18 protein-coding genes, 2 tRNA genes and 2 riboswitches are annotated in these 23,359 nt (G+C 39.9%); of the genes, 9 read left to right on the forward strand and 11 right to left on the reverse strand.

What is annotated here, in order from left to right; genetic code table 11:
- Positions 1-88: 88 nt before the first annotated feature.
- Positions 89-3,073: a leucine--tRNA ligase gene (gene leuS / locus HXT45_RS04285; protein WP_020758614.1), complete on the reverse strand. Its 2,985-nt coding sequence runs from the start codon at positions 3,071-3,073 to the stop codon at positions 89-91.
- Positions 3,074-3,278: 205 nt separating this feature from the next.
- On the opposite strand from leuS, the gene HXT45_RS04290 reads away from it, so the two are divergent.
- The 4 genes from HXT45_RS04290 to HXT45_RS04305 all read left to right on the forward strand — a co-directional run bounded on the left by HXT45_RS04290 (position 3,279) and on the right by HXT45_RS04305 (position 6,923).
- A complete protein-coding gene (locus HXT45_RS04290) occupies positions 3,279-3,719 on the forward strand; it encodes a hypothetical protein (RefSeq protein WP_020758613.1) in 441 nt (146 codons plus the stop codon).
- A gap of 74 nt (positions 3,720-3,793) precedes the next feature.
- The gene (locus tag HXT45_RS04295) at positions 3,794-4,237 is read left to right on the forward strand and encodes a DUF2871 domain-containing protein (protein ID WP_082258755.1); all 444 of its coding nucleotides are present in this window, start codon (positions 3,794-3,796) and stop codon (positions 4,235-4,237) included.
- A gap of 89 nt (positions 4,238-4,326) precedes the next feature.
- Entirely contained in the window at positions 4,327-5,133 is an 807-nt protein-coding gene (locus HXT45_RS04300) for a fructosamine kinase family protein (RefSeq protein WP_421781368.1), read from the forward strand.
- A 74-nt stretch (positions 5,134-5,207) separates the two neighbouring features.
- The gene (locus HXT45_RS04305; RefSeq protein ID WP_020758610.1) at positions 5,208-6,923 is read left to right on the forward strand and encodes a hypothetical protein; all 1,716 of its coding nucleotides are present in this window, start codon (positions 5,208-5,210) and stop codon (positions 6,921-6,923) included.
- 92 nt (positions 6,924-7,015) lie between these two features.
- On the opposite strand, the gene HXT45_RS04310 is transcribed toward HXT45_RS04305, so the two are convergent.
- Positions 7,016-8,839, reverse strand: coding sequence for an AMP-dependent synthetase/ligase (locus HXT45_RS04310; protein WP_421781370.1), 1,824 nt, complete (start codon positions 8,837-8,839; stop codon positions 7,016-7,018).
- An 89-nt stretch (positions 8,840-8,928) separates the two neighbouring features.
- Positions 8,929-9,669 (reverse strand): M23 family metallopeptidase, encoded by a 741-nt coding sequence (locus tag HXT45_RS04315; RefSeq protein WP_020758608.1) that lies wholly within the window; start codon positions 9,667-9,669, stop codon positions 8,929-8,931.
- A 260-nt stretch (positions 9,670-9,929) separates the two neighbouring features.
- Here HXT45_RS04315 and HXT45_RS04320 point away from each other — a divergent pair.
- Together HXT45_RS04320 and HXT45_RS04325 are read left to right on the forward strand one after the other, a co-directional pair.
- Positions 9,930-10,002 (forward strand) — tRNA-Asn (locus HXT45_RS04320).
- Positions 10,003-10,197: 195 nt separating this feature from the next.
- A complete protein-coding gene (locus HXT45_RS04325) occupies positions 10,198-11,115 on the forward strand; it encodes a hypothetical protein (protein WP_421781373.1) in 918 nt (305 codons plus the stop codon).
- A gap of 64 nt (positions 11,116-11,179) precedes the next feature.
- On the opposite strand, the gene HXT45_RS04330 is transcribed toward HXT45_RS04325, so the two are convergent.
- From HXT45_RS04330 to eno, 8 genes are all read right to left on the reverse strand, one after another.
- The gene (locus HXT45_RS04330) at positions 11,180-12,628 is read right to left on the reverse strand and encodes an amino acid permease (protein ID WP_248901239.1); all 1,449 of its coding nucleotides are present in this window, start codon (positions 12,626-12,628) and stop codon (positions 11,180-11,182) included.
- A gap of 51 nt (positions 12,629-12,679) precedes the next feature.
- Positions 12,680-12,871, reverse strand: a riboswitch (Lysine riboswitch).
- A gap of 71 nt (positions 12,872-12,942) precedes the next feature.
- A complete protein-coding gene (locus tag HXT45_RS04335; protein ID WP_421781374.1) occupies positions 12,943-13,698 on the reverse strand; it encodes a trimeric intracellular cation channel family protein in 756 nt (251 codons plus the stop codon).
- Between the two features lie 187 nt (positions 13,699-13,885).
- The gene (locus tag HXT45_RS04340; protein WP_004130487.1) at positions 13,886-15,055 is read right to left on the reverse strand and encodes a branched-chain amino acid aminotransferase; all 1,170 of its coding nucleotides are present in this window, start codon (positions 15,053-15,055) and stop codon (positions 13,886-13,888) included.
- 230 nt (positions 15,056-15,285) lie between these two features.
- Positions 15,286-15,369 (reverse strand) — tRNA-Leu (locus HXT45_RS04345).
- 41 nt (positions 15,370-15,410) lie between these two features.
- Positions 15,411-17,042, reverse strand: coding sequence for a DUF501 domain-containing protein (locus tag HXT45_RS04350; RefSeq protein WP_421782301.1), 1,632 nt, complete (start codon positions 17,040-17,042; stop codon positions 15,411-15,413).
- 74 nt (positions 17,043-17,116) lie between these two features.
- On the reverse strand, positions 17,117-17,758 hold the full coding sequence (locus HXT45_RS04355; protein ID WP_421781376.1) for an FtsB family cell division protein: 642 nt from the start codon (positions 17,756-17,758) through the stop codon (positions 17,117-17,119).
- A gap of 147 nt (positions 17,759-17,905) precedes the next feature.
- The gene (locus HXT45_RS04360) at positions 17,906-18,820 is read right to left on the reverse strand and encodes an L-lactate dehydrogenase (RefSeq protein ID WP_421781378.1); all 915 of its coding nucleotides are present in this window, start codon (positions 18,818-18,820) and stop codon (positions 17,906-17,908) included.
- A gap of 210 nt (positions 18,821-19,030) precedes the next feature.
- Positions 19,031-20,326: a phosphopyruvate hydratase gene (eno, locus tag HXT45_RS04365; RefSeq protein WP_004111823.1), complete on the reverse strand. Its 1,296-nt coding sequence runs from the start codon at positions 20,324-20,326 to the stop codon at positions 19,031-19,033.
- Between the two features lie 147 nt (positions 20,327-20,473).
- Positions 20,474-20,580, forward strand: a riboswitch (TPP riboswitch).
- 10 nt (positions 20,581-20,590) lie between these two features.
- Here eno and HXT45_RS04370 point away from each other — a divergent pair.
- Genes HXT45_RS04370 through HXT45_RS04380 form a run of 3 tightly spaced genes read left to right on the forward strand, consistent with a single transcriptional unit; the run spans position 20,591 to position 23,305 of the window.
- Positions 20,591-21,379, forward strand: a complete 789-nt coding sequence (locus tag HXT45_RS04370; RefSeq protein ID WP_421782303.1) for an ABC transporter permease — start codon at positions 20,591-20,593, stop codon at positions 21,377-21,379.
- A 30-nt stretch (positions 21,380-21,409) separates the two neighbouring features.
- A complete protein-coding gene (locus HXT45_RS04375; RefSeq protein ID WP_421781380.1) occupies positions 21,410-22,441 on the forward strand; it encodes an ABC transporter substrate-binding protein in 1,032 nt (343 codons plus the stop codon).
- Positions 22,442-22,489: 48 nt separating this feature from the next.
- Positions 22,490-23,305, forward strand: a complete 816-nt coding sequence (locus HXT45_RS04380; protein WP_421781382.1) for an ABC transporter ATP-binding protein — start codon at positions 22,490-22,492, stop codon at positions 23,303-23,305.
- Positions 23,306-23,359: the final 54 nt, after the last annotated feature.

The raw sequence follows: 23,359 nt of genomic DNA on the forward strand, positions 1-23,359 counted from the left end.
ACCTCCACTATTAAATGAAGATAAGCATCTTTCAAGTAAAATTAACCAATGTGGTTAAAGGCTATTTTGCCTAGAAAACATTGAGTTTTCAGCTTTCGTCTGGCACAATAGACACAATCTTTGGAGCCTTCACAATTACCTTGCGCGGAGCTTTACCGCCCAAGCGATCAGCAACAGCTTCCAACGCAAGCTTTTCAAGCTCGCTAGCATCAATATTCGGGTCAACTTCAAGCTTTGCGCGAACTTTGCCCTTGATTTGCACAACAGCTGTAACAGTATCTGCACCAACATAGCGAGAATCTGCAACAGGCCAATTTGCGTGAGCAATCGACTTAGTATGCCCAAGCTTGCTCCACATTTCTTCGCAAATATGCGGCGCAATTGGAGAAAGCATAAGAACAAGCGGCTCAACTGCTGCGCGAGGCACTCTAGGCAAAGACGTTAAGTGGTTATTTAACACAATCAGCTTAGCGATTGCAGTGTTTGGACGCATTGCTTCCATTTCTACAGTCACTTCGGCAATCGTGTTGTTAAGAAGCTTAAGCGTCTTTTCGTCGAGCGCATCTTCTGTTACTACGCAAGCGCCTGTTTCTTCGTTAACAACGTTACGCCACAAGCGCTGCAAGAATCGCATGCCTCCAACAACGTTACGCGTATTCCATGGTCGAGATTCAGAAAGTGGACCCATACTCATTTCGTACAAACGGAACGTATCTGCACCGTAGTTTTCGTACATGTAGTCTGGAGTCACAATATTCTTTAGGCTCTTGCCCATTTTGCCAAATTCGCGATTCACGCTCTTGCCGTGCCACGTAAATGTTGGCTCGCCGGAGCCATTTGGAGCACCTTCCTCAACCTCATCAGCCGGAACGTACTGTCCACGCTCGTCCGTGTACGCATAAGCTTGAATCATGCCCTGGTTAAATAGGCGATGGAACGGCTCAGCAGAATCCACGTAGCCCAAGTCATAAAGCGCTTTATGCCAGAATCGCGAGTAAAGCAAGTGCAAAACTGCATGCTCTACGCCACCAACATAAAGGTCAACGCCGCCAGAAACATGTTCTTTACCAGGACGATTCGTACCCATCCAATAGTCGTATTCGTCGCTGTCAACCATATGCTCAGCGTCGTTTGGATCCAAATAACGCATGTAATACCAGCATGAACCAGCCCAATTTGGCATAGTGTTGGTGTCTCGATAGTAGGTTTTTACACTGTCACCAAGATCAAGCTGAACTTTAACCCAATCATCATTTCGACTCAACGGCGCTTCTGGCTCCGAGTTTGCATCGTCTGGAGCATAAGTCTTTGGCTGATAGTCTGGAACGTCTGGCAAAGCAATCGGAAGCTCGCTATCTGGAACTAAATGAGCAACACCATCCTCGTCGTAAACAATTGGGAAAGGCTCACCCCAGTAGCGCTGCCTAGAGAACAGCCAGTCGCGAAGTCTGTAAGAAACCTTGCCAACTCCTACGCCTGCTGCTTCAAGCCAAGTCGTAACTTTTTTAATAGCTTCATCTACGCGCAAACCGTTAATAGACAAAGCGTCACCAAGTTTATAAGTATGCTCAACAGAAGAGTTAATAACAATTCCATCGTGAGAAACAAACGGAGCTTTGCCATCATAATCTTCTAACTTTTCGCCAGAATCAGGCAAAGGCTTAACAGTGTAAATCACAGGCAAGCCGAAAGCTTTTGCAAAATCATAATCGCGCTGATCACCGCCTGGAACTGCCATAATTGCGCCCGTTCCGTAGCCCATAAGCACATAATCTGCAACAAACAGTGGAAGTTTTGCACCAGTTACAGGATTAATTGCATAAAGACCAGTAAACAAGCCTGTTTTTGCTCCAGCATCTTCCGTGCGATCTTTAGCAGTCTTTGCACGAGCTTGAGCTTGGTACTCTGCCAATCCTTCTTCAAGATTTGCGTAGCCACCCTTCCAACTTTCTGGAACGTTTGCACTCCAGGCTTCTGGAATATGCTCAAGAATCGGATGATCTACAGAAACAACAGCAAAAGTTGTACCAAAAAGCGTGTCTGGACGAGTTGTGTACACTTCCAAATCGCGCGTTTCACCATCTGCACAAGGCACATCAAAGTGAACGGAAGCACCGTGAGATTCGCCAATCCAGTTTCGCTGCATAAGCTTAACTTTTTCTGGCCAATCAATCGTATTCAAATCTTCAACCAGGCGATGAGCGTAAGCCGTAATTCGCATTGACCACTGACGAAGATTGCGCTGGAATACTGGGAAGTTTCCGCGCTCAGATTTTCCTTCTGCAGTAACTTCCTCGTTTGCAAGCACAGTTCCCAATCCTGGGCACCAATTTACAGGAGACTTAGAAATATAAGCAATACGGAAGTCATTCAAAACGTCTGCTTGCTCTACTTTGCTAAGTTCTTCCCACTTTTTGCCTGCAAAACCAGGAATTTCGCGCTTTGCGCTCTTAAACTCATCAACAAGCTCACAAATTGGTCGAGCGGAACCCTTTCCTCCATCTTTGCGCACAAAATCAGGGTTATACCAAGCGTCGTAAAGCTTCGAGAAAATCCATTGTGTCCAACGAACGTAGTTTGTATCAATCGTTGCAAAAGACCTACGATCATCAAAGCTTAATCCCATGCGATGCAACTGCCTGCGCATATTTGCAATATTTGCCTCGGTAGTAATGCGAGGATGCTGACCAGTTTGCACAGCGTACTGTTCTGCAGGAAGTCCAAAAGCGTCGTAGCCCATAGCATGCAAAACGTTCTCGCCTTTCATGCGGTGATATCGGCTTACAACATCCGTTGCCAAATATCCAAGAGGATGCCCAACGTGCAAGCCCTTACCAGAAGGGTACGGGAACATGTCCATTGCAAAGAAAGAAGGGCGGCCTTCAGCATTCCTGCCTTCACCATCCCTTAAATTACCCTTAACATTAGCAGCCCAGAATGTGCCTTGCTCATCCCAGGTTTTTTGCCAGCGCTGCTCAATATCTTGTGCGAGTTGCGCATTATAACGAAAAGCTGGCTCAGCGATTGTAGCTTTATTGTCAGCTGTTGAATATTGTTGATCGTTGTCTTCCATAAACAAGCACTATAGCGACTCATATCGTCAATTTGCAACACTTTTTACAACTTTTAAGCATATTTTATTGTGTTTTTTGAAAGTTTTAATGCACAATTCACAAAATACTATTATTTAGCGTTTTTTATAAAAATCATTACTACAATTGTTTTAAGAGTTTAACATAAGAATTTACTAGAAATAATATGATTTAACGAGGTTAGTTATGAAGGTATCAAAGAACACACTTTTATTAATCGCATGCCTTGTATGGGGATTTGCAGGATTCAACATTCTTAAAATTGGCATTAGTGCATACTCAAGCTTTTTATCTCCTATTAACTTCACTTTATCTTTAGCTGTTTTTGCAATATTCCAAGTGTTTATTTTTGGAAAACTCGTTAAAAAGCACACAACTAGAATCAATGCTTACAAAGAAAACAAGCAATTTTTCCTTAAATTCTTTGACGTTAAATCTTTTATAATAATGGCTTTTATGATGACTTTTGGAATTGTTCTTCGTGCAACAAATATCGCCCCAGAGCGCTTTATTGCCGTGTTTTATACGGGATTAGGCTCTGCATTAGCCTTAGCAGGATTGCTTTTTGGATATCAATTTGTTAAAACCGTATGTCCGCGTTACAAAAACACTCATACTATGCAATAGTGCTTACAAACACCTGTAACAACATCAACATTACTAAGGAATATTTGACTATCACTCTACGTAAGGAAGTTACTATGAACCATGTTATGAAACGTTATATTAATACATCTTTGTTGTATGCTGTCCTCGCCATGATTGGCGGCGTCTTTTATCGCGAATTTACAAAATTTAATGCTTTCCATGCAAAAAGTATGCTTGCTGTAGTTCACACACACTACTTTATACTTGGAATGGTTGTTTTTCTGTTACTCATACTATTTGAGAAAAACTTCGGTTTTAGTAACGAAAAAACTACAAGAATCCTAATAACTTATCATATTGGACTCAACCTAACAGCAGTAATGATGATTACTCGTGGAATTGCACAAGTAATGCGTCTACATCTCAGTCCATCTATAGATTTTTCCATAACTGGTTTAGCAGGAATCGGACACATCCTACTTGGCGTAAGTATTGTACTCATCTTATTGCAAATTAAACGCAGCATCACTCATTGTGCTAATACTTCATTAGAATAGTGATGCTAGGAATAATTTAGTTTATTCATAAAATATTTGTTAAGTGTGTAACTATAAGCCGCATATGCTACTACATTAAGAAGGTTGCTATGAGTAATAACGTGTATAAAAAGAGTAGATCATACGCACCAGAACGATTCTTTGAATGCGAAGGTCGTGGCCTTAACTGGCTTCGAGAAGCTTACGACTATGGCGGTCCTAAAGTAGCTAAAGTTTTTGATTGGGGAAAAGACTACTTAAACATTGAACGCATTGAAACTACAAGCCCTACTCCTTTAGCATCGCTTGAATTTGGAGCGTCTTTGGCGCATATGCACGATTTCGGTGCGAAATATTTTGGGGAGCCACCTGCAGATTATGATGGCACATGCTATTTTGGACCATTAAGCGACCCGGTAAAAATGGATTGCGGCACTTGGAACAATGTTATTGACTATTTGGCAGAAGGCAGGCTCTTGCCAATGGTAAACCTCGGCATTTCTAGAGGAAGTCTTACAAAAAGCGATTTAGATCTTACAAATAAAGTTATTGACGCTTTGCCAGATTTGCTTGGAAAAGCCGCTGAAGATAAGCCAGCGCGCGTTCATGGAGACTTGTGGAGCGGTAACGTTCTTTGGACTAAAAGCGAAGACGGAGAACACACAGAAGCCGTTTTAATTGACCCTGCAGCTCACGGCGGCCACCGCGAAGAAGATTTATCAATGCTTCACTTATTTGGAATCAGCTATTTTAAGCAGATTCTAGACGGCTACCAGTCTGTTCATCAACTAAAATCTGGTTTTGAAAATCGAATGACAATTTGGCAACTCTACCCTATTGCTGGTCATTGTGTTTTCTTCGGTGGAGGCTACGTTAGCGAATATCGAGATATGTGCTTGGATTTGCTTAATAGGTAAATTTGCATTAGATAATTTAATAGAAACTAATAGACAAGTAAGTACAAAACTAAAATTTACGAAAGGTTTTAACTATGATTCGCACGCATAAGCATATTTTGCGCAAAACTATTGCTGTTATAGCAGCTAGCACAATGCTTCTTGCGATTTGCGCATGCGGATTTAGTGCACAAAACGCGTCTCCTAGCGCAAAAGCTCAAGTGGACCACGGCAACGTTATAGTTTTTACACCCTCTGATGGCCTAAATTTAAGTAGAAAAACTCCATTAAGCACATGGGATAATCTTGTTCCAGAAATAGTAAAATCGTTAAAAAAGCAAGGATTTTCTAGCAACGCAATCACAACTAAGTCTTCTAATAGCTTGTACAATCAAAGTCAAGATATTCAAGATTATGTTGTAAACACTATTACATCACTAAATTCTAAAGATAACGCTAAATCTAAAAGTAAAAGCTCAAAAGCAAATGTTAAGAATCTTCAAGATAGCGCAAAAAAGCAGCTTTCAAAAACGACTATTGTTGTTGCTCCTTGGACTAATAAAAACGGACACAACAATTATGGAGATTATGTAACTCAACCAGATTCAAATAGTGATCAATTAAATGACGATGATTTAAAGAATCAAGAAGAAGCAGAAAATAGGCTTTCTAGCGCTTTAGAGCTTGCTAAAAAAGCTGGAATGCACGTTGTTATGCTTTCTAGACTAAGTAAAGGATTTAAGCCAGATATTCTATTTAATCTTTCTTCCGCACAAAGAATTGGAGAGATTCAAGCCTACACTCTTGTACAAAAATTGGCTCTAAATCAAGCATCTAAAGATAATCCAAAAAGCGTGGAAGTGCTTTTGCCTTGCCATAATCAAAAGCAAAATGTTCATTTTCATGTTGGAATAAACAAACGCACAATAAACTCCGAGGATTCTTTGTATAAAACTCCAGACTTTGATGACGAATTTTCCAAACTTGCGTTTGAAGGAATCTGGAAAGTTCTAAAGCCATATTTTGAGTCTGGACTAATGTTTTCTCCTTCTGGAAAGCTTAACAAAAATTCTACTGAAAATGACTGGAAAAACGTTGCTATAGATGCAGATAATTCCGATTCTGTTAAAGAAGAACTTGAATTTAGACTTATTGAAAAAAATAGTTCCAAAGCAACTCCAACAAAACACGTAGATGGAATTATTGCGTTAGAAGATCAAGTTACTATGCAAACAGAAAGCGCTTTAGAAGAACTTGGATATAAGGGCAGCTCTGCAGACATTAATCCTTCGTTTACTCTTCCAGACATTATTGGAAACTTTATTGGAAAACGCAACTTGAGTAAAAAACGAGTACCTTTGCCATCTAATGTAAAAAATAATAAGCTCAAAAAACAAAAAGCAAACAAAAAAAGTAACAAAAATAAAAACACACAAGATAGCAATCAAAGTAGCGTCCAAGATAGTCAAAGTGAGTATGCAAACACTATTGTAAACGATTCAAAATGGCCTATTATTACAGGCTACGGAGCATACAAAGACGCTTTGCCTAATCTTGTAAACGGAAAGCAATGGATGACTTCTATAGAAAACATCCAAAAGATTTCTAGCGATGTTGCAAAACAGTGTAATTCGTTAAACACTACTGGAAAGATTACGCAACTAGAAGATGTAACCATTTTTGTAAACAATAGTGATTCGCAAAAAGGTGTACCAGTTGCAAATGAAGACATTCTTGCGATCAGCGCAACTAATCTTAAAGCGCTTTTAATAGACCCAGGCTATGTGACTCTTGCAGACGCTGGGCTTTAATCGCTTTACTCCATTGCATTACACTAACGCCTTACACTAGGCAGCTTAATCTTATGCACTAGCTTGCACACTATTAGTAGAGATTATTTCGATTATCTTTTGACTCTTGGAGCATAAATCTTATTTTCAATAAGATCTTTGTAACGCTCTAGAACAACGCTTCTTTTTGCTTTAAGGCTTGGAGTAACCAATCCATTTTCTTGCGTAAATGCGTCTGGAACAATCTCAAACTTTCTAATCGACTGCGCTCTAGAAACCTTAGAATTTGCTTTTACAACACTTTGCTCGATTTCGGATCTTACAATCGAATTTTTCCGAGCTTCATCCAGCGAGCGCACAGCCCCTGCCCCTCTAGATATAAGCCACGAGTTTACTTCTGCCAAATCAAGCACAATAATTGCCGATATAAACGGCTTTCTATCTCCTACAACAACGCATTGAGAAACTATTGGGCAAGTCATAACAGAAGCTTCTAGAATGCTTGGAGAAACGTTTTTACCGCCAGCTGTTATTATTAAATCCTTTTTACGGCCTGTAATCCTAACAAATCCATCTGGTTCTAGCAGGCCAAAATCTCCCGTATGCAACCAACCATTTACTATTTGCTTTTCTGTTATTTCTGGATGATTATGGTATCCAACGCATACTGCAGGGCTTTTAATGCAAAGCTCACCTTCATTATCTATTGCAACAGACACGCCTTTAACTGGAATACCTACTGTTCCAATTCTGTATCCCTTTGTAGGGTTTACCATTGATGGAGCGCATGTTTCTGTCATTCCGTAGCCTTCAAGAATTGGAAGCCCAATTCCATTAAAGAAGTGAGATATAGATGTGTCTAAAGGAGCACCACCAGAAACACCGTATTCAACACATCCTCCAAAAACTTGCAAAATCGACTTATATACAGTGTTTTTAAAGAATTCGTGACTTATTGCAATCAATGGAGAAACCATTGCACCATTTTGCTGCGCTTTTGACCATTGTTTAGCAACTTTTGCGCTTAACGCAAACATAACGCCTTTTAATCCTCTGCCTGCTTTTTGAGAAGCCGCATTGTAGATTTTTTCAAATATTCTAGGAACACCAAGCACGAATGTTGGTCTAAAGCTTTTGAAATCACTAAGTATTGTTTTTAGATTACTAGATAATCCAAGTGTAACGTTTCCGGTAAAGCAAAAGAATTGCATATATCGCGCAAAAACGTGTGCGAGAGGAAGGAACAGCAAAAGTCGTGGATTACCATTCTTACTTTTTAACGCTATATCTGGCATAGAAAGTATTCCAGACTTTGCTATAAAAACAAAGTTTCCGTGCGAAAGCTCAATGCCTTTTGGCTCTCCAGTAGATCCAGAAGTATAAACAATTGTTGATAAATCTTTACCTTTAACAGATTTTTCTCTTTCGTAAAATTCTGCATCCGTAACGGTTTTTCCGTATTCAATAAACGCATCTATTGCATCTGAACTCAATACGAATATTTCTTCAAGACATTTGCACGACTTTTTTGCAATCAATGCATTCTCTCTAATTGCTTCGTCTTCAACAAAAATCATGCTCACATTGGAATCGTTAACAATGTTTTCTATTTGACTCACCGAGCTTGTTTCGTAGATTGGAACAGTTAAAGCTCCAATAGACATTATTGCCATATCTAGCAAAGTCCACTGCCAAGAAGTATGAGCAATTATAGATATTGAATCCCCTGGCATAACGCCATGCGCTATAAACCCTTTTGCAACCGCTATAACTAAATCTCTAAACTCTTTAGCGCTAAAAGAATTCCACTCTCCGCTTTTTGCAATGTATTCAATCAAAGGGTCGTTTGGCTTGCGATTAACGCGATCTTCAAGAAGCGAAAAAACATTTGCGTCGTAATCAATCTTCTCATCAAGATTGCGAGAATACTTTTGCATAACCGCTCCTTAAATTGCGCATATTGTTTAAGCAATGATTCTCAACATTTTACTCAAGAATCTATACACACTATACGATACGTATTTTACTATTTTTCTTTTAAGTCTTCTTTTGACTTTAACACTATTTTTTGTTTTTGAACCATCTTTTTTGGGTTTGCGTACGTTCTGTTTTTTCGTTTTAATCCCCATTGAACGCAAAGATTATCGCAATGATCCGATCCAACTGTTACATATGCAAAATTTTGACCTTTTTTAACAATTGATCCAACAGGCAAATCGGTATATGCAGGCTCAAATGTAGATGTTAAAACACCATGACTTATTGTTACAACAGACTTTCCAGCAACCAGCCCCGCAAAGGCGATTATTCCGTCTTGTGGCGCGCGCAATTCATCGCCTTCTTTAGCTTGTAAATCAACACCTCTGTGGCCTGCAAGCCAAGGCTTGCTTGGAGCATCAAAATCCTTAATAATATTTGCTTCTTTTACTGGATATATCATCCTAGACTTGCAATATTCCTCCTTAGAATCCTCACTCATACTTGTAGCTAAAACATGCTTTTTAGAATTATTTTTACAAATATTCGCATATTGCGTATACGCATCTTGCTGATTCGCTTGAATGTACTCATATTCAACGCTTTTGCTAATACTCGTATTTTCTAGAACACGAATTAGTGTAATAAATGCAATCAAAGCAAAAAACGCTATTATGTATACAAAAATTATCTTATGTTTCAAAACATATTTTTTTATTCGATTAATTTTTTTGATGATTCTTTGCATCATTTTTTTATAAATGACTTTTATACTCAATATTTTCCGCATGTTTTCTCTCCTTTGAATTTCACACTAAAAGTGGCGTATTTTAAGGGTTTTTGCTAATTTCATTTACGTTCTTAAAAGTTTTTCATACGATTCTTTTTTAGTAAAGATTTTTTAAGCAATGTGGTTAAAGGCTATAAAACCTTGATATTTCAACATTTAACAATTTTCGACACGCCCAAACGAGCATATATTTGCATATTGCCAAATTCCGTGTAATATAAATGTCTTGTGCACGGCACAAAGCCAAGCATGGAAGATATTCCTGCGTAGCTCAGTTGGCAGAGCGTTCGACTGTTAATCGAATGGTCGCTGGTTCAAGCCCAGCCGCAGGAGCAAAATAAACCACCAGTTCGTCTGGTGGTTTTTTGTTTTATAAAAATTTTAGCTACATCAAAGCTAAGTCAAACTCTCGGGTTATAGGCCAAAAACCTATAAGTTGCAAGGCATTACGTACTTGCTTTGGCGTAAACTGTAAAGGTCGTTTGCATAAAGCAAATCTTGGCAAATATTGATAAACAGAGGATAAATATGTTAGAAAACATCTCCAAAGTCATGAATAATGGCAATAAAAAGAAGATGATAGTTCTTATAACTGGCTTTGTAGTACTTGCGCTAGTTCTTTGCATAGGCGCATTATGCTGGAGCGTTCAGCATAATGCTCGCGTAAAAGAGGCTCGTAAAGCTTGCGAAGTTCAAGTTGCGCAAGTAACTAAAGCAAACAAATCTTGGAACAAACTTATTAAAAATTCTCTACTTGTGTCTTTTGCTAAAGAAGATTCCGAAAACGGCAAACTACTAAATAAGCTTATGAAGTTGCGCATTCCAGAAACAGTTGTGTGCAACGCAAATTCACCAGAAGCTTTAGGCGCGCAAAATGCTCAAGCTGTTGCAGCAGCGCAATGGTATTCCGATAACGCTCAACGAATTCGCAGCATCACTTCTATTATGATTGATAAAGCTGCAGGCGACGAGTCTACTCAAGAAGACAAAAAGAAAGAAGAAGAAAGCCAAAAGCAATTGCAAAAGCTTACTGATTCTATTATTAGAAAAGCGCCTAGAGTACAACGCAGGCCAAGACTTACCATTCCTAACATTCCTCCAGATCCTGTAGAAACAGCAAAGAAAAAAGCTCAAGAAGAAGATGCTGCAAAAGAAGCAATTAGAGAAGCAGAAAAGAAGAAGGCTGCAGCTGAAAAGAATCCAGCTGAAAAGAATCCAGCTGAAAAGAATCCAGCTGAAAAGAGAGTAGAAGAATTAGAGCAAATGAGAAAAGAGATTAGAGAAGCCGAAAAGAAGGCAGAAGAAGATAGAAAGAAGAAGGAAGAGGAAGAGGAAGAGAAAAAGCAGCCACAAAATCCTAATCCACAAGTTCCTACACCTGAAGCAGCAACAGGAAATCCTGACGGCACTACACCTCCACCAACTAATGACAAAGGAAACAAATAATAACCTCTGTTAATCAATAAAAAATGCGCTCAGCAAATCACTGAGCGCATTTTTTATACTCTAATCACTTTGTTAAATCAACTTGATCTAACGGAATAACCTTAGTGTGATACTTAATCTTGTATCCAACATAAAGCACAATGAATAGCGGAACAGACATATAAGTTATGCCAATCGCTTGCCAATTAAGCGTGTGGAACGATTCAAGATCTTGTCCAACAATAACCAAAATGCACAATACAAGAGCCACAATAGGGCCAAATGGATACCACTTAGCTTTATAAACAAGATCGTCCAAAGACTTTCCTTGCGCAATATACGCCTTGCGGAACCTGTAGTGCGCAGCTGCAATTCCTGCCCAGGCAATAAATCCAGTCAAACCACTTGCAGCAACTAAGAACATGTAAATTTGCGTTCCAAAAATACTCATTAAGAATGTTAAAAGAGCTACAACAAACGTTGCAACCAAAGATTGCATTGGAACACCTCTTCTATCTACGTTTCCAAACATCTTTGGAGCGTGATCATCTTTTGCAAGAGCGTAAAGCATTCTAGTAGAAGCGTACATTCCAGAGTTTGCTGCCGAAATAACAGATGTAAGTACAACAGCGTTCATAATTGTTGCTGCAATTGCCAATCCTGCGCGCTGGAACACAAGCGTGAATGGGCTTATAGAAATATCGCTAGCTTCCGATCCAAGCAAACTTGGGCTTGTGTATGGAATAATGCATGCGATTACAAAGATTGCAAGAATGTAGAACAAAACAATACGCCAGAACACTTGCTTTACAGCCTTTGGAATGCTCTTATCTGGTGTTGCAGATTCGCCTGCTGTAATGCCAATAAGCTCTGTTCCCTGGAACGAGAAGCCTGCAATAGCAAACGCGCCTAAAACAGCTGGGATTCCGCCAGCAAATGGAGCATTCTTATGCGTAAAGTTGCTTAGCAATGGCGCTTTTCCGCCTAAAATTCCAACAATCGTAAGCAAACCAATAGCAAGGAATATAATAACGGTTACAACTTTAATAATCGAAAGCCAATACTCGGTTTCTCCAAAGCACTTAACAGTAAGAATATTAATCAAAAGAATAACAACAAGAACTGTTAGAGAAAATACCCAAATTGGCACCTTTGGAAGCCAATATTGCAAGACGATTGCTGCAGTGCTTATATCTACAGCAACTGTGATTGCCCAGTTAAACCAATAATTCCAACCCATTGCAAATCCTAAAGCTGGATCAATAAACTTTCCAGAATAAGATGCAAAAGATCCACTAATTGGCATATACGTTGCCATCTCCCCAAGAGATGTCATAAGAAAATAAACCATAATGCCGATTGCAGCATACGCTAAAAGCGCACCCCCAGGGCCTGCCATGTGGATTGTTGCACCGCTAGCTACAAATAAGCCTGTTCCAATGCTTCCACCCAAAGCAATCATGGAAATGTGGCGTGTTTTTAGACCGCGATGAACGGTTTGAGATTCAGTATTTGATGAACTGTTGTTACTCATTGTTTCCTCCTTTTGACAATATTCAAACAGAGGCAAACAAGCAACAGTATGCATGTCGATAGCACTCCGCAGCAAATTGCCAAAATTGCTGCGACAGTCCTTGGCCTATTAAGCCAAGTCCCAGCTTGTAAGCTAGAAAGAATAACCTACAAACTTCGGCGCTCTCCCCTTTTACAAATCACTTAACGCCTCTTTCTGGCTAATGATTGCTACTCTTGTTGAGCGCGACCTCTGGTCGATGTGTTTTATTATTAAGATAGGCAAAGACAAACTCTAGACACTAACCGATATTTATTCAGATTAGACTAGATTTTCTACTTATTTTGATTATTTTTTTCTGTATTTTTTATAGGTTTATCGGAAATTTTACGATTATATGTGTTATGCCTACGATATTTACTTATTTTTATTGGCGATTTGCGATTCATTGCACCAAAAAGTGTTAAATCAAACTTTACAGACATTAATCGCATCGCAACTACTAGCACAACAATAAGCGTGTCTAAAATCATCTCTGTAATAACATCAAAACACCCTGCGCGTTGTGCTTTTACAACAAATACCGTCAAAACACACCCAACTGCAGCAGGAAGCGCATACCAATGCTTATCTCTAACAATTACAGGAACTTGATTCAAAACCATATCTCGAATTAAACCACCACCAAGAGCGGTAGCCATGCCTAAAAACACGGAAGCCATTCCAGACATGTGAAAATCCAAGCCTTTAGCAGTGCCATTTACAGCAAAAAGCCCCAATGCTAAAGCATCTAAAGTTAACATAAGCCACTTCCACTCATCAATTTCTAGATGAGCAAAAGCAACAATAACACCCGATGCAAGGCCAGTAAAAACAAATCCCCTATCCGCAATTCCTACAGGAGGCAAAGCTCCAAGCAAAACGTCTCTAACAATTCCGCCACCCAATGCTGTAAGCCAAGATGTTGTGATTATTGCAAAAATATCGTAGTTCTTGCGAATAGCCCACATTCCACCAACCATCCCGCAACAACCCATAGCTATGTATTCAACAACAAGGAAGAAAACGTTGTCGCCTAATGCCCCTTCCACAATACTCCCTTTCTATGCGCTAAACACTAAAAACAAAATCTAACTAACAATAAACCTATAGATAATCAAGCATACAATTAGCGCGCCACTTGTTATAAACATAAAATGTTATAAACATAAGATGACGCGCTAAATAGCAAATATAATAACGTTTTTACGACTAATTTTGAACGATTTTAATTCTTAACTAGTCGCACACCTTCCACATCCAGTTGTGAGTGTCTTCAACATCTCCAAGCTGAATGCCAAGAAGCTCATCGCGAAGCTCTTGCGTAAGAGCACCAACACCGCCGTCTGCAACCTTAAGATCGAATTCATCCGACTTAAATCTGCCGATTGGTGTAATGATTGCAGCAGTTCCGCAAGCAAGAACTTCCGTAACTTCGCCAGAACGAATGTCGTCAAGCAAGCCTTTAAGAGGAATCATGGTTTCAACAACATCATGACCCTTCTCTTTTGCAAGTTGAATAATAGAACGGCGAGTAACGCCTGGAAGAATGCTACCAGTCAAAGATGGAGTTTCCAAATGACCATCCTTGTGGAGCGCAAACATGTTCATGCCGCCAAGCTCTTCCAAATAAGTCTTAGTTGCAGCATCCACAAAGCAAACCTGCTCGCATCCGTGCTCAATACCCTTATATTCGCCAAGCAAAGAAGCAGCATAATTTCCGCCGCACTTAGCAAAACCAGTTCCACCAGGACCAGTGCGGAACCATTGATCTTCTACCCAAATGCTAACAGGCTTTAAGCCGCCCTTAAAGTATGGGCCAGATGGAGAAGCAATTACGCAATACTCAACCTCGTGAGCTTCGCGAACACCAAGGAAAGGCTCGGAAGCAAACATAAATGGTCGCATATAAAGCGTGTATTCACGCCTGCTTGGAACCCACTCTTTATCTCGCTTAACTAAAGCTGCAACCGATCCAATAAAATCGTCAATAGAAAGATCCGGCAAATACAAACGCTTAGCAGAATTTTGGAATCGCGCAGCATTAATATCTGGGCGGAAAAGCCAAACAGAACCATCGGAACGCTTATAAGCCTTCAAGCCTTCAAAGCATTCTTGCGCGTAATGAAGAACAGATGCGCCTGGATCCATTTTTAACGGACCGTAAGGCTCAACGCGCCTATCAGACCAGCCTTCTCCCTTGGTCCAAGACATATGAACCATATTGTCGGAGAAAATCTGACCAAATGCTGGCTTATCAATAAGTTCGTTGCGCTTAGCACTAGAAACTGGATTGTCGTTAGGCAAAACGGTAAAGTTGCCAGCTAATTTGTTTAACAGAGCAGGATCGCTATGATCATAAGAATCGTAGGCATCCTTAAACTCTGGAGCGACTTCTAAATCGGCCATTATGTCTCTTTTCCTATTTGCAATTACTGTATTTGTGATTGCTTTATAATTAATGCATTGCAATTGCTTTTAATGCAATTAATGGTATAGATTAGTACGATTCTCAATTAACGCAAGCCCGAATACAAATATTTTTTATAGAAAAGCAAGCATTTAGCCTAAAGATTTACGATTTGCAACAAAGAATTAACATAATACGCGAAAAAATTAAATTCGCAGCGTAAGATTTGTGCCTCTGGTGGGACTCGAACCCACAAGCCCGTAAGGGCGTCAGATTTTAAGTCTGATGCGTATGCCAATTCCGCCACGGAGGCAACAGTCATTAATTATGCCATATAAAACAATTAAAAACAACTCAGCGTGTGGCGAGTGTTCTACGACCCAAATCTAGAGTGATTCCGTCCAACAAACCGTGCTCACTTGCAACAAAAGTTTCCAGCACTCCGCCATGGTCTTGATAAGCCTCTTTAGCAAGACGCTCAAGAACGCGACTTAACACAACTGCCCCTCCGCCAACAACATCAACTCTTCCAGGATGAATCGTGGCATACGTGCGGCGCCTCTCCCTAGACATATGCAAGAACCTATCGTTAACCGTATATGCCTGATCTAACGCGATTTTTACTCCATCAACAGCCTTATGATCATAATGCTTTAAGCCAATCGCAAGAGCCGCCATAGTTGTAACAGTGCCAGAAACACCAATAATCGTGCGCGCTTTACCAGCATCAACATGCTTTAACGCTTCATCTATATTCTTGTCAATATCTTTAATTGCACAAGATATCTCTTCTTCGGTAGGCGGATCCGTATGCAAATGACGCTCAGTCATGCGCACAGAACCAATGTTCATAGAATATGCAGAATCAACCTTATCTTCAGCAATATTTACGCCATCTCCGCCTAAAACAAGCTCTGTGGAGCCTCCACCTAAATCAATAACAAGATAAGGCGCTTGCAAGTCTTTTCTAGAAACAACACTTGTTGCTCCCAAAAAACTCAAAGCAGCTTCTTCAGTTCCACTAATTACCTCTGGATGCACTCCAAGTTCTTCAAACATCATTTGTTCAAACACATCTCTATTTAGAGCATCCCTTGTTGCAGAAGTTGCAACAAAACGAATAGCATCCACCTTATGCTCGCTAAGAACCTTAGCAAACTCTTTAGCAGCTTCTTTTACACGCTCTAATGCATCGGGCGCAAACATATGCGTTTCGTCAATTCCCTGCCCCAAGCGTACAACCCTAAGCATTCTAGGAACAACATCTTTCATGCCATTTTCATCAACTCTAGCAATTTTTAGACGAATCGAATTAGTTCCACAATCGATTGCAGCAACACAAACAGACTTGTTAGATACGCCTTCTCGATTAACTTTTTTGCAACCAAGATTGAGCGATTCTTCATCTTCATTTTGAGCATAGTCATTATCTTCCCAAGGAGTAGTACATTTGCAAACTTTTGGACTAAACTCACTTGCGATTTTGTCTAAAACAATATCTCCAATAGGATTAACGCCTCTGCCCATAACAAGACTTTGAGCTAGCAAAGCATGCAAGCATTTAACACGAACTGGCATTCCGCCTGCACTCATGTTTTTAATATGCTCTTCGCTATCGTTTAATCGATTAGCTAACTCTTTGCGAAACTCTAAATACGCTTTATGCGCATATTCGTATTTTTTAGCAACTTCTTCGTTAGTGTTTAACAAATCATTGCATTCCTTCATAAAGCCTTGTGCTTCTAGGTGCGAAGCAGCTTTAACAGCCTCTGGACTTGTTAAATAGCATGTTGTAGGAAAAGGAGTTCCGTCTTCTAAGCATGGACGCGTAATAACAGCAAGTGGCCTACCACAAACGCATCTAGCGCCGACTGCAACCATGCCCCTTGGAAATCTTCCTAATTGACGCTTTACAATGTTTTTGTCTGCTTTATTTGCAGGATTCTCTAGTAGCTTACTCACTAATAACTTTGCGTTTAGGCCCATGTTACACTCCATATACATTGCGCATCTTAAAATCGTATATAACTATTATTGTTAAATTCTATCTAGTTTTAATTCTATCTAGTTTTATTACCATTATTACTATGTTTTTTGTTTGTTGACTTTTCATTATTACTTTTAGATTTATTAGACTTGCCTGTGCTATTGGAGTGATTATTTTGTTTGCCACTTTGCTTAGTGGTATTAATCTTAGAAGACTTGCTACTTTCATCATTTTCTTTAGCTTTAAAGCTCATATCGTCTGGCTTATCTGCCTTGTGAAGCGCATAAAACAAGTCACTATACCACGGCAACGCTTTTCTATCTTCGTACAAAGAATCATCCTTATTAAACGATTCTGGAACAGAACCAGTAATCGCCTCTGGATGCTCTACTCTAACAGCTTGCTCCCCTGGAAATATAAACCCCAATCTTTCCCTTGCTTGAGCTGCAACATACGCCTTGTCTTTCCAACGCTCTACATCGTTATTAAGAGCTTGCTTTTTATCTTTCAAAGCAGACTCATCTCTTTGCAAAGCGTGCAATTCTGCCAAACTTAAAGCATAGTTACGAATTGTTGATATAAGACCAATACAGCAAAGAAATACAACAACTATCATGGAAACAAATACGATTGAACCAGAAAACAGCTTCTTTTTTTGAGGCTGATTTGATTCGTCAACTGTATTTGCAGTCATGCGGCGATTTCTTAAAATCATACTTCTAAATTACTTTGAATATTCGACGTGACGCACACGCGCTTATAAGATTGCGGCCAGCAGCACAAGGCCACTGACCGCAATCAACTCTTAGCTTTATTATTAAGCTTATTATTAAGCTGTAGTCTTTAGAGTTTTGACTTTAGATTACTCCATTTGAGCTTTGCTCAAAATCGTATCTGCAGAATGTTGCAATTTTTGCAACTCTTCTTGAGTCAAATCAAGCTGGCATTGCTTAACAATTCCTTCTCTACCAACAATTGCTGGGTAAGAAAGATAAGAATGATATTCTTCGCGATAGTTAGAAACAGGCATTTGCTCTTTAGAATCCGAAAGAACTGCATCCACTAAACGAACTGCAGCAGCAGCAATACCGTAGTTTGTGTACTTCTTTCCGTAGAACACAGTAAAACCGCCTTCGCGAGTTTCCTCATCAATAGCATCTAAATCCATGTTCTTTTCTTTAATAAGCTCTGTTATAGGCTGCTCAAAGACTTTAACTGTGGACCACGCAACAAATTGCGAATCACCATGCTCTCCTAAGCTATATCCCTTAACAGCCTTTGGATGCACGCCAAAGAACTTGCCTACTGCACGATGCAAGCGCGCAGAATCAAGCAAAGTGCCAGTTCCAATAATCCTTTCGTAAGGAAGACCAGTAGCTTCCTTGTAAAGCTGGCAAATAGCGTCGCAAGGATTTGTTATGTCGATTAAAACACCATGGAATCCAGAAGCCTTAATCTTTGCACCAACTTCTGCAACTTCCTTACGATTATACTTAAGCTCTGCAAAACGATCTGGATGAGGAACGTCCAAAAGCTTTATGTGACCCAAGGCGCTTACAATTACCTCTACGTCTTTTAATGCTTCATAATCATTAACCGTAATATTAACGTTAAAAGGCACATTATCCATTGAATCTTCAAAATCCAATGCGTCGGCATTCACTTTTGCCTCGTTTGTATCATAAAGATACAAATCATCAGCATGACCGCCAACAACAAGTTGATGCGCTACTGCTGCACCAACGTTTCCCATGCCTATAACTGCGACTTTTCTCATATGAAACATCTCCTTCCGTTTTTAGTTTTCCATAAAAAATAGCACTATTTTGATGAGAATGAAAGTAATTTTAGAAAAATTTATATATTTTTTCAAAAAATCGCTAAAATATACGAAAAACGGCCAATCGCACGAATGCGACTGGCCGAATTATGCTACAGTCTAGATCTTAAACAAGACTCACGTAGAACTTATAAAAGCTCTAGCATATTACTTCATATACTTCTTGCAAGCCTTGAATGCGCTGTAACCAGCATACTGAGCAGTAGAACCAAGCTCTTCTTCAATCTCAAGCAAGCGGTTGTACTTAGCAATACGCTCGCCACGAGCAGGAGCACCAGTCTTGATTTGGCCGGTGTTCTTAGCAACAGCAAGATCAGAAATGGTGGTATCTGGGGTTTCGCCAGAACGGTGAGAAACCATAGAAGTGAAGCCATTCTTGGTTGCAAGCTCAATAGCGTCGAGAGTCTCGGTAACGGAACCAATCTGGTTCAACTTTACGAGCAAGGAGTTAGCTGCTCCAAGCTCAATGCCCTTAGCCAAACGCTTTGGATTAGTAACGAGCAAGTCGTCACCAACGAACTGCAAACGATCGCCAAGACGCTTGGTGATTGCTGCCCAATCATCCCAGCCTTCTTCCTGGAATGGATCTTCGATAGAAACGATTGGATACTCGTTAATGAGCTTCTCGTAGTAATCAAGCATGTAAGCAGATTCGCGCTCTTCGCCGTCGAAACGATACTTGCCAGTTTCCTTGTTGTAGAACTCAGAAGAAGCAACGTCGAGGGAAATACCAATCTGCTTGCCTGGCTCGTAACCAGCAGCTTCGATTGCATCCATAATGTACTTCAAAGAATCTTCGTTGGACTTCATCTTTGGAGCGAAGCCACCTTCGTCGCCAAGACCAGTAGCCAAGCCTTCCTTCTTCAAAACGTTCTTTAAGGTGTGATAAACCTCAACGCCAGCGCGCAAAGCGTCGCTATAAGTAGCAAAGCCGTATGGAGAAATCATGTATTCCTGAATATCGGTTGCAAAATCAGCGTGAGCACCACCGTTCATAATGTTCATGTTTGGAACTGGAAGAATGTGGCCATTTGTACCGCCAATGTAGCGATACAAAGGAAGCTCAGCAGACTCAGCAGCAGCATAAAGAGCAGCAAGAGAAACGCCAAGAATAGCGTTTGCGCCAAGCTTGCCCTTGTTTGGAGTGCCATCAAGCTCGATCATTGTTTCATCAAGAGCGCGCTGATCAGAGGCATCCATGCCAATAACCTTTGGAGCGATTACTTCGTTAACAGCCTTAACTGCTTCCAAAGTACCCTTGCCTTGGTAGCGAGACTTATCGCCATCGCGACGCTCCCAAGCTTCTGCCTCACCAGTTGAAGCACCAGAAGGAACTAAACCAATTCCTTGAGCGCCATCTTCGGTCTCCAAATAAACCTGAACAGTAGGATTTCCACGAGAATCCAAAATTTCGCGTGCATATACGCTTTCAATAGCTGCCACAACTACTCCTTATTTATCTGTTGGTTGTGTAACATATTTAAGATTAATGCGTTTTATGGACGTTATTTCGCAACGTAAGTCGTTAAGCATACAAGACTATATAATCTAAGCTTTTGTTAATTTGTCCACACCTTTGTACAATAATAACAAACTGACACGGGGTGCAATTATTTGCTTGATTGTAATTGCTGAGATCATACCCGTCGAACCTGATATAGCTAGTACTATCGAAGGGAATGTCGAATGGTTAGCCATTGTAAGAGCATGCTAAAAAATGCATCTTCTTCACTACGTTTATGTGTGCCATGGCTTTCTACACTTGTCATACTTATTGGATGGTTTTTAGCTACACTTGGGCCTAAAGAGACTAGGCACATTCCATCACCTGCAGAAGTAATTAACGCTTTTCAAGAATTAAACTCAGAAGGTTTAATTTGGCCTTCGTTGGGAATTAGTTTTACAAGAGTTATTGCAGGATTATGTTTAGGAATGATAATTGCAGTTCCAGCAGGAGTTATTTCTGGTAGCACAAAGCTGGGCGACATTATTATTAACAAGCCTGGCCACATGCTACGGTCTGTTCCTTTTACTGCACTAGCACCTTTGCTTATTATTTTATTAGGCATTGGTGAGACTATGAAAATAGCTCTTATTGCTATAGGCGTATTTGGAACGTTCTACGTAAATATGAGGGATGGAGTTCGTAATATTGATCCCAAACTCTTGGAATTAGCTCGCGCATACAAAGTAAATAGCAAAACAGTATTTTTCACAATTCTTCTTCGAGGAGCGCTACCTAACTTTATGACTGCTTTACGCTTTGCAATATCAGTGTCTTGGGTGGCATTGGTAACGTGTGAAACAGTCAACGCTTCAAAAGGAATTGGATATGTTCTTGCAAGATCACAAGAATTTTACAGACCAGATCAAATGCTGCTATGCATAGTTTTATACGCGATTGCAGGCCTACTTTCTGAAGGAATTGCAACACTTTTAGAAAAAATTTGCATGCCTGAGCGACGTTCATCCATGGTTAAAATCAAACAGAACTAAGAATATTAGCAAAATAATTAGGAGAATAAAATGGCTAAATTCGCATTATCTACAACAAGTAAGCGAGCATTAGCAGCTTTCTGCGCGCTTTGCACAGCAATCACCCTAGCATCATGCGGAAGCTCGAACAATAAAACACAAGCATCATCCGCAAAATCTTCCACAAATACTACTAAGCAAGTAAAAGAAGATACTGGAACTTTAAGAGTAGCATATTTGACTTCTGCAAATTATTTAACAACTCTTTCAAATAACACAAAGATGGCAGATAAGATCTTTGGCAAGGCAAAGGTTACATTTAGCGGGCCATATGTTCCTCCAGAAGCAAACACTGCAGTAACTTCTGGAAACGCAGACGTAACAACCACAGGATCTGGCCATTTTATTCATTTTATATCCAAAGGCCAGCCATGGGTTGCTTATGCTATTAACTATTACAATGGAAACGCTCAAGGAATCGTAGCAGCACCAAATAGCGGAATCAAAACGCTTAAAGACTTGTACGGCAAGAAGATTGGAATTATTGCTAAAGGTGGAAGTGGAGATTATATAATTCACAAAGCCTTTGAAAAAGCAGGACTTGACCCATCTAAAGTTCAAGAAGTAGAGATGAGCCCAAAGAACTTCCATGCAGCATTCACAACTGGTCAAGTTGATGCATTAGCAACCTTCGATCAGAACTTTGCTGCAGCTCTTGCAACTCCAGGATCAAAACTTCTAGTCACCGCAAAAGATTATGGAAATATTAACTTCGGAATCCAAGTTGCATCTGCTGAATTTGCTAAAAAGCACCCACAGTTATTAAAGAAAATGTATCGTGCTTTAGTAGAAGAAGGTAAAAGAGTTAAGAAGAAGCATTCGATTATTCTTGACATGTATAAGAAGTTTGGCGCATCCGATGAAACAATGAAAGAATTAGCTAAGTTTGACATTCCGCAAATCAGACCAATGAATGCAGAAACTATGAAAATGCTTAAACAACAAGCTAAGGAATATGTTAAATACGGATTCATTAAAGAAGTTCCTGATTTCTCTAAAGCTGTAATCGACTGCAGCAAGTAAACGATTACTAATTGTAATTAAAACACTAATTGTAATTAAAATACGACTATGTTTAATAGCATTTTTCATAAGCGTAGCAATGTAGACGTTTCCAAAGAATCTACTTGCAAATCAAATATTAACGATAGCGATTACTGCGTTAGTATAGAGAATCTGGGCATTTCTTTCGCAAGTGCAAAAGATAAAAATACAGAAAACGATTTTGCAAATAATTCTTCTTTTGTATTGAAAAACATTACGATGAGAATTAAAAAGGGCGAATTTGTTTCGCTTATTGGTAGATCGGGATGCGGAAAAACTACGCTTTTGAAAATAATTTCAGGACTTCTAACTCCTAGCGAAGGCAGCATTCATGCAACAAGCCGTCAGGCTATTGGTTTTCAAGATGCACGACTAATACCGTGGCTTTCTGTAAACAAAAATGTTGTTTTCGGCATGGAAGGAAGCAAGCAAGATCTTAAGAATATTGCGCATTTAGCGCTTTGCCAAATGCAGCTTGTTGGCTACGATAACAAGTGGCCTTCTGAGCTTTCTGGAGGCCAGCAGCAGCGCGTATCTTTAGCGAGAGCTTTAGTTAGAAGTCCTGAATTATTGTTGCTTGACGAGCCTTTTGGAGCTTTGGATGCTCTTACGCGCTTCGATATGCAAGATTTGCTTAATAATCTTCAAGCTAAATATGGCTGGACTACACTTATGGTTACGCATGATATTGCGGAAGCTGTAAGACTTTCTAACCGCATTCTTATGATAAAAGATGGCAAGATTTATAAGCAATGGAACATTGATCGCGAGCATCTTGACGCTCAAAATCGCCCTGTAAATCATAGTGAAATAGAAGATGAACTTAGAGAAGCTTTGCAATAAGTAACTCGAAAATAATGTGAATAAAGGCGACTGCAAAAATAGCGGCCGCCTTTA

The sequence above is a fragment of the Gardnerella sp. DNF01199S genome, from assembly GCF_049244155.1.
Classification (GTDB): Bacteria; Actinomycetota; Actinomycetes; order Actinomycetales; family Bifidobacteriaceae; genus Bifidobacterium; species Bifidobacterium piotii.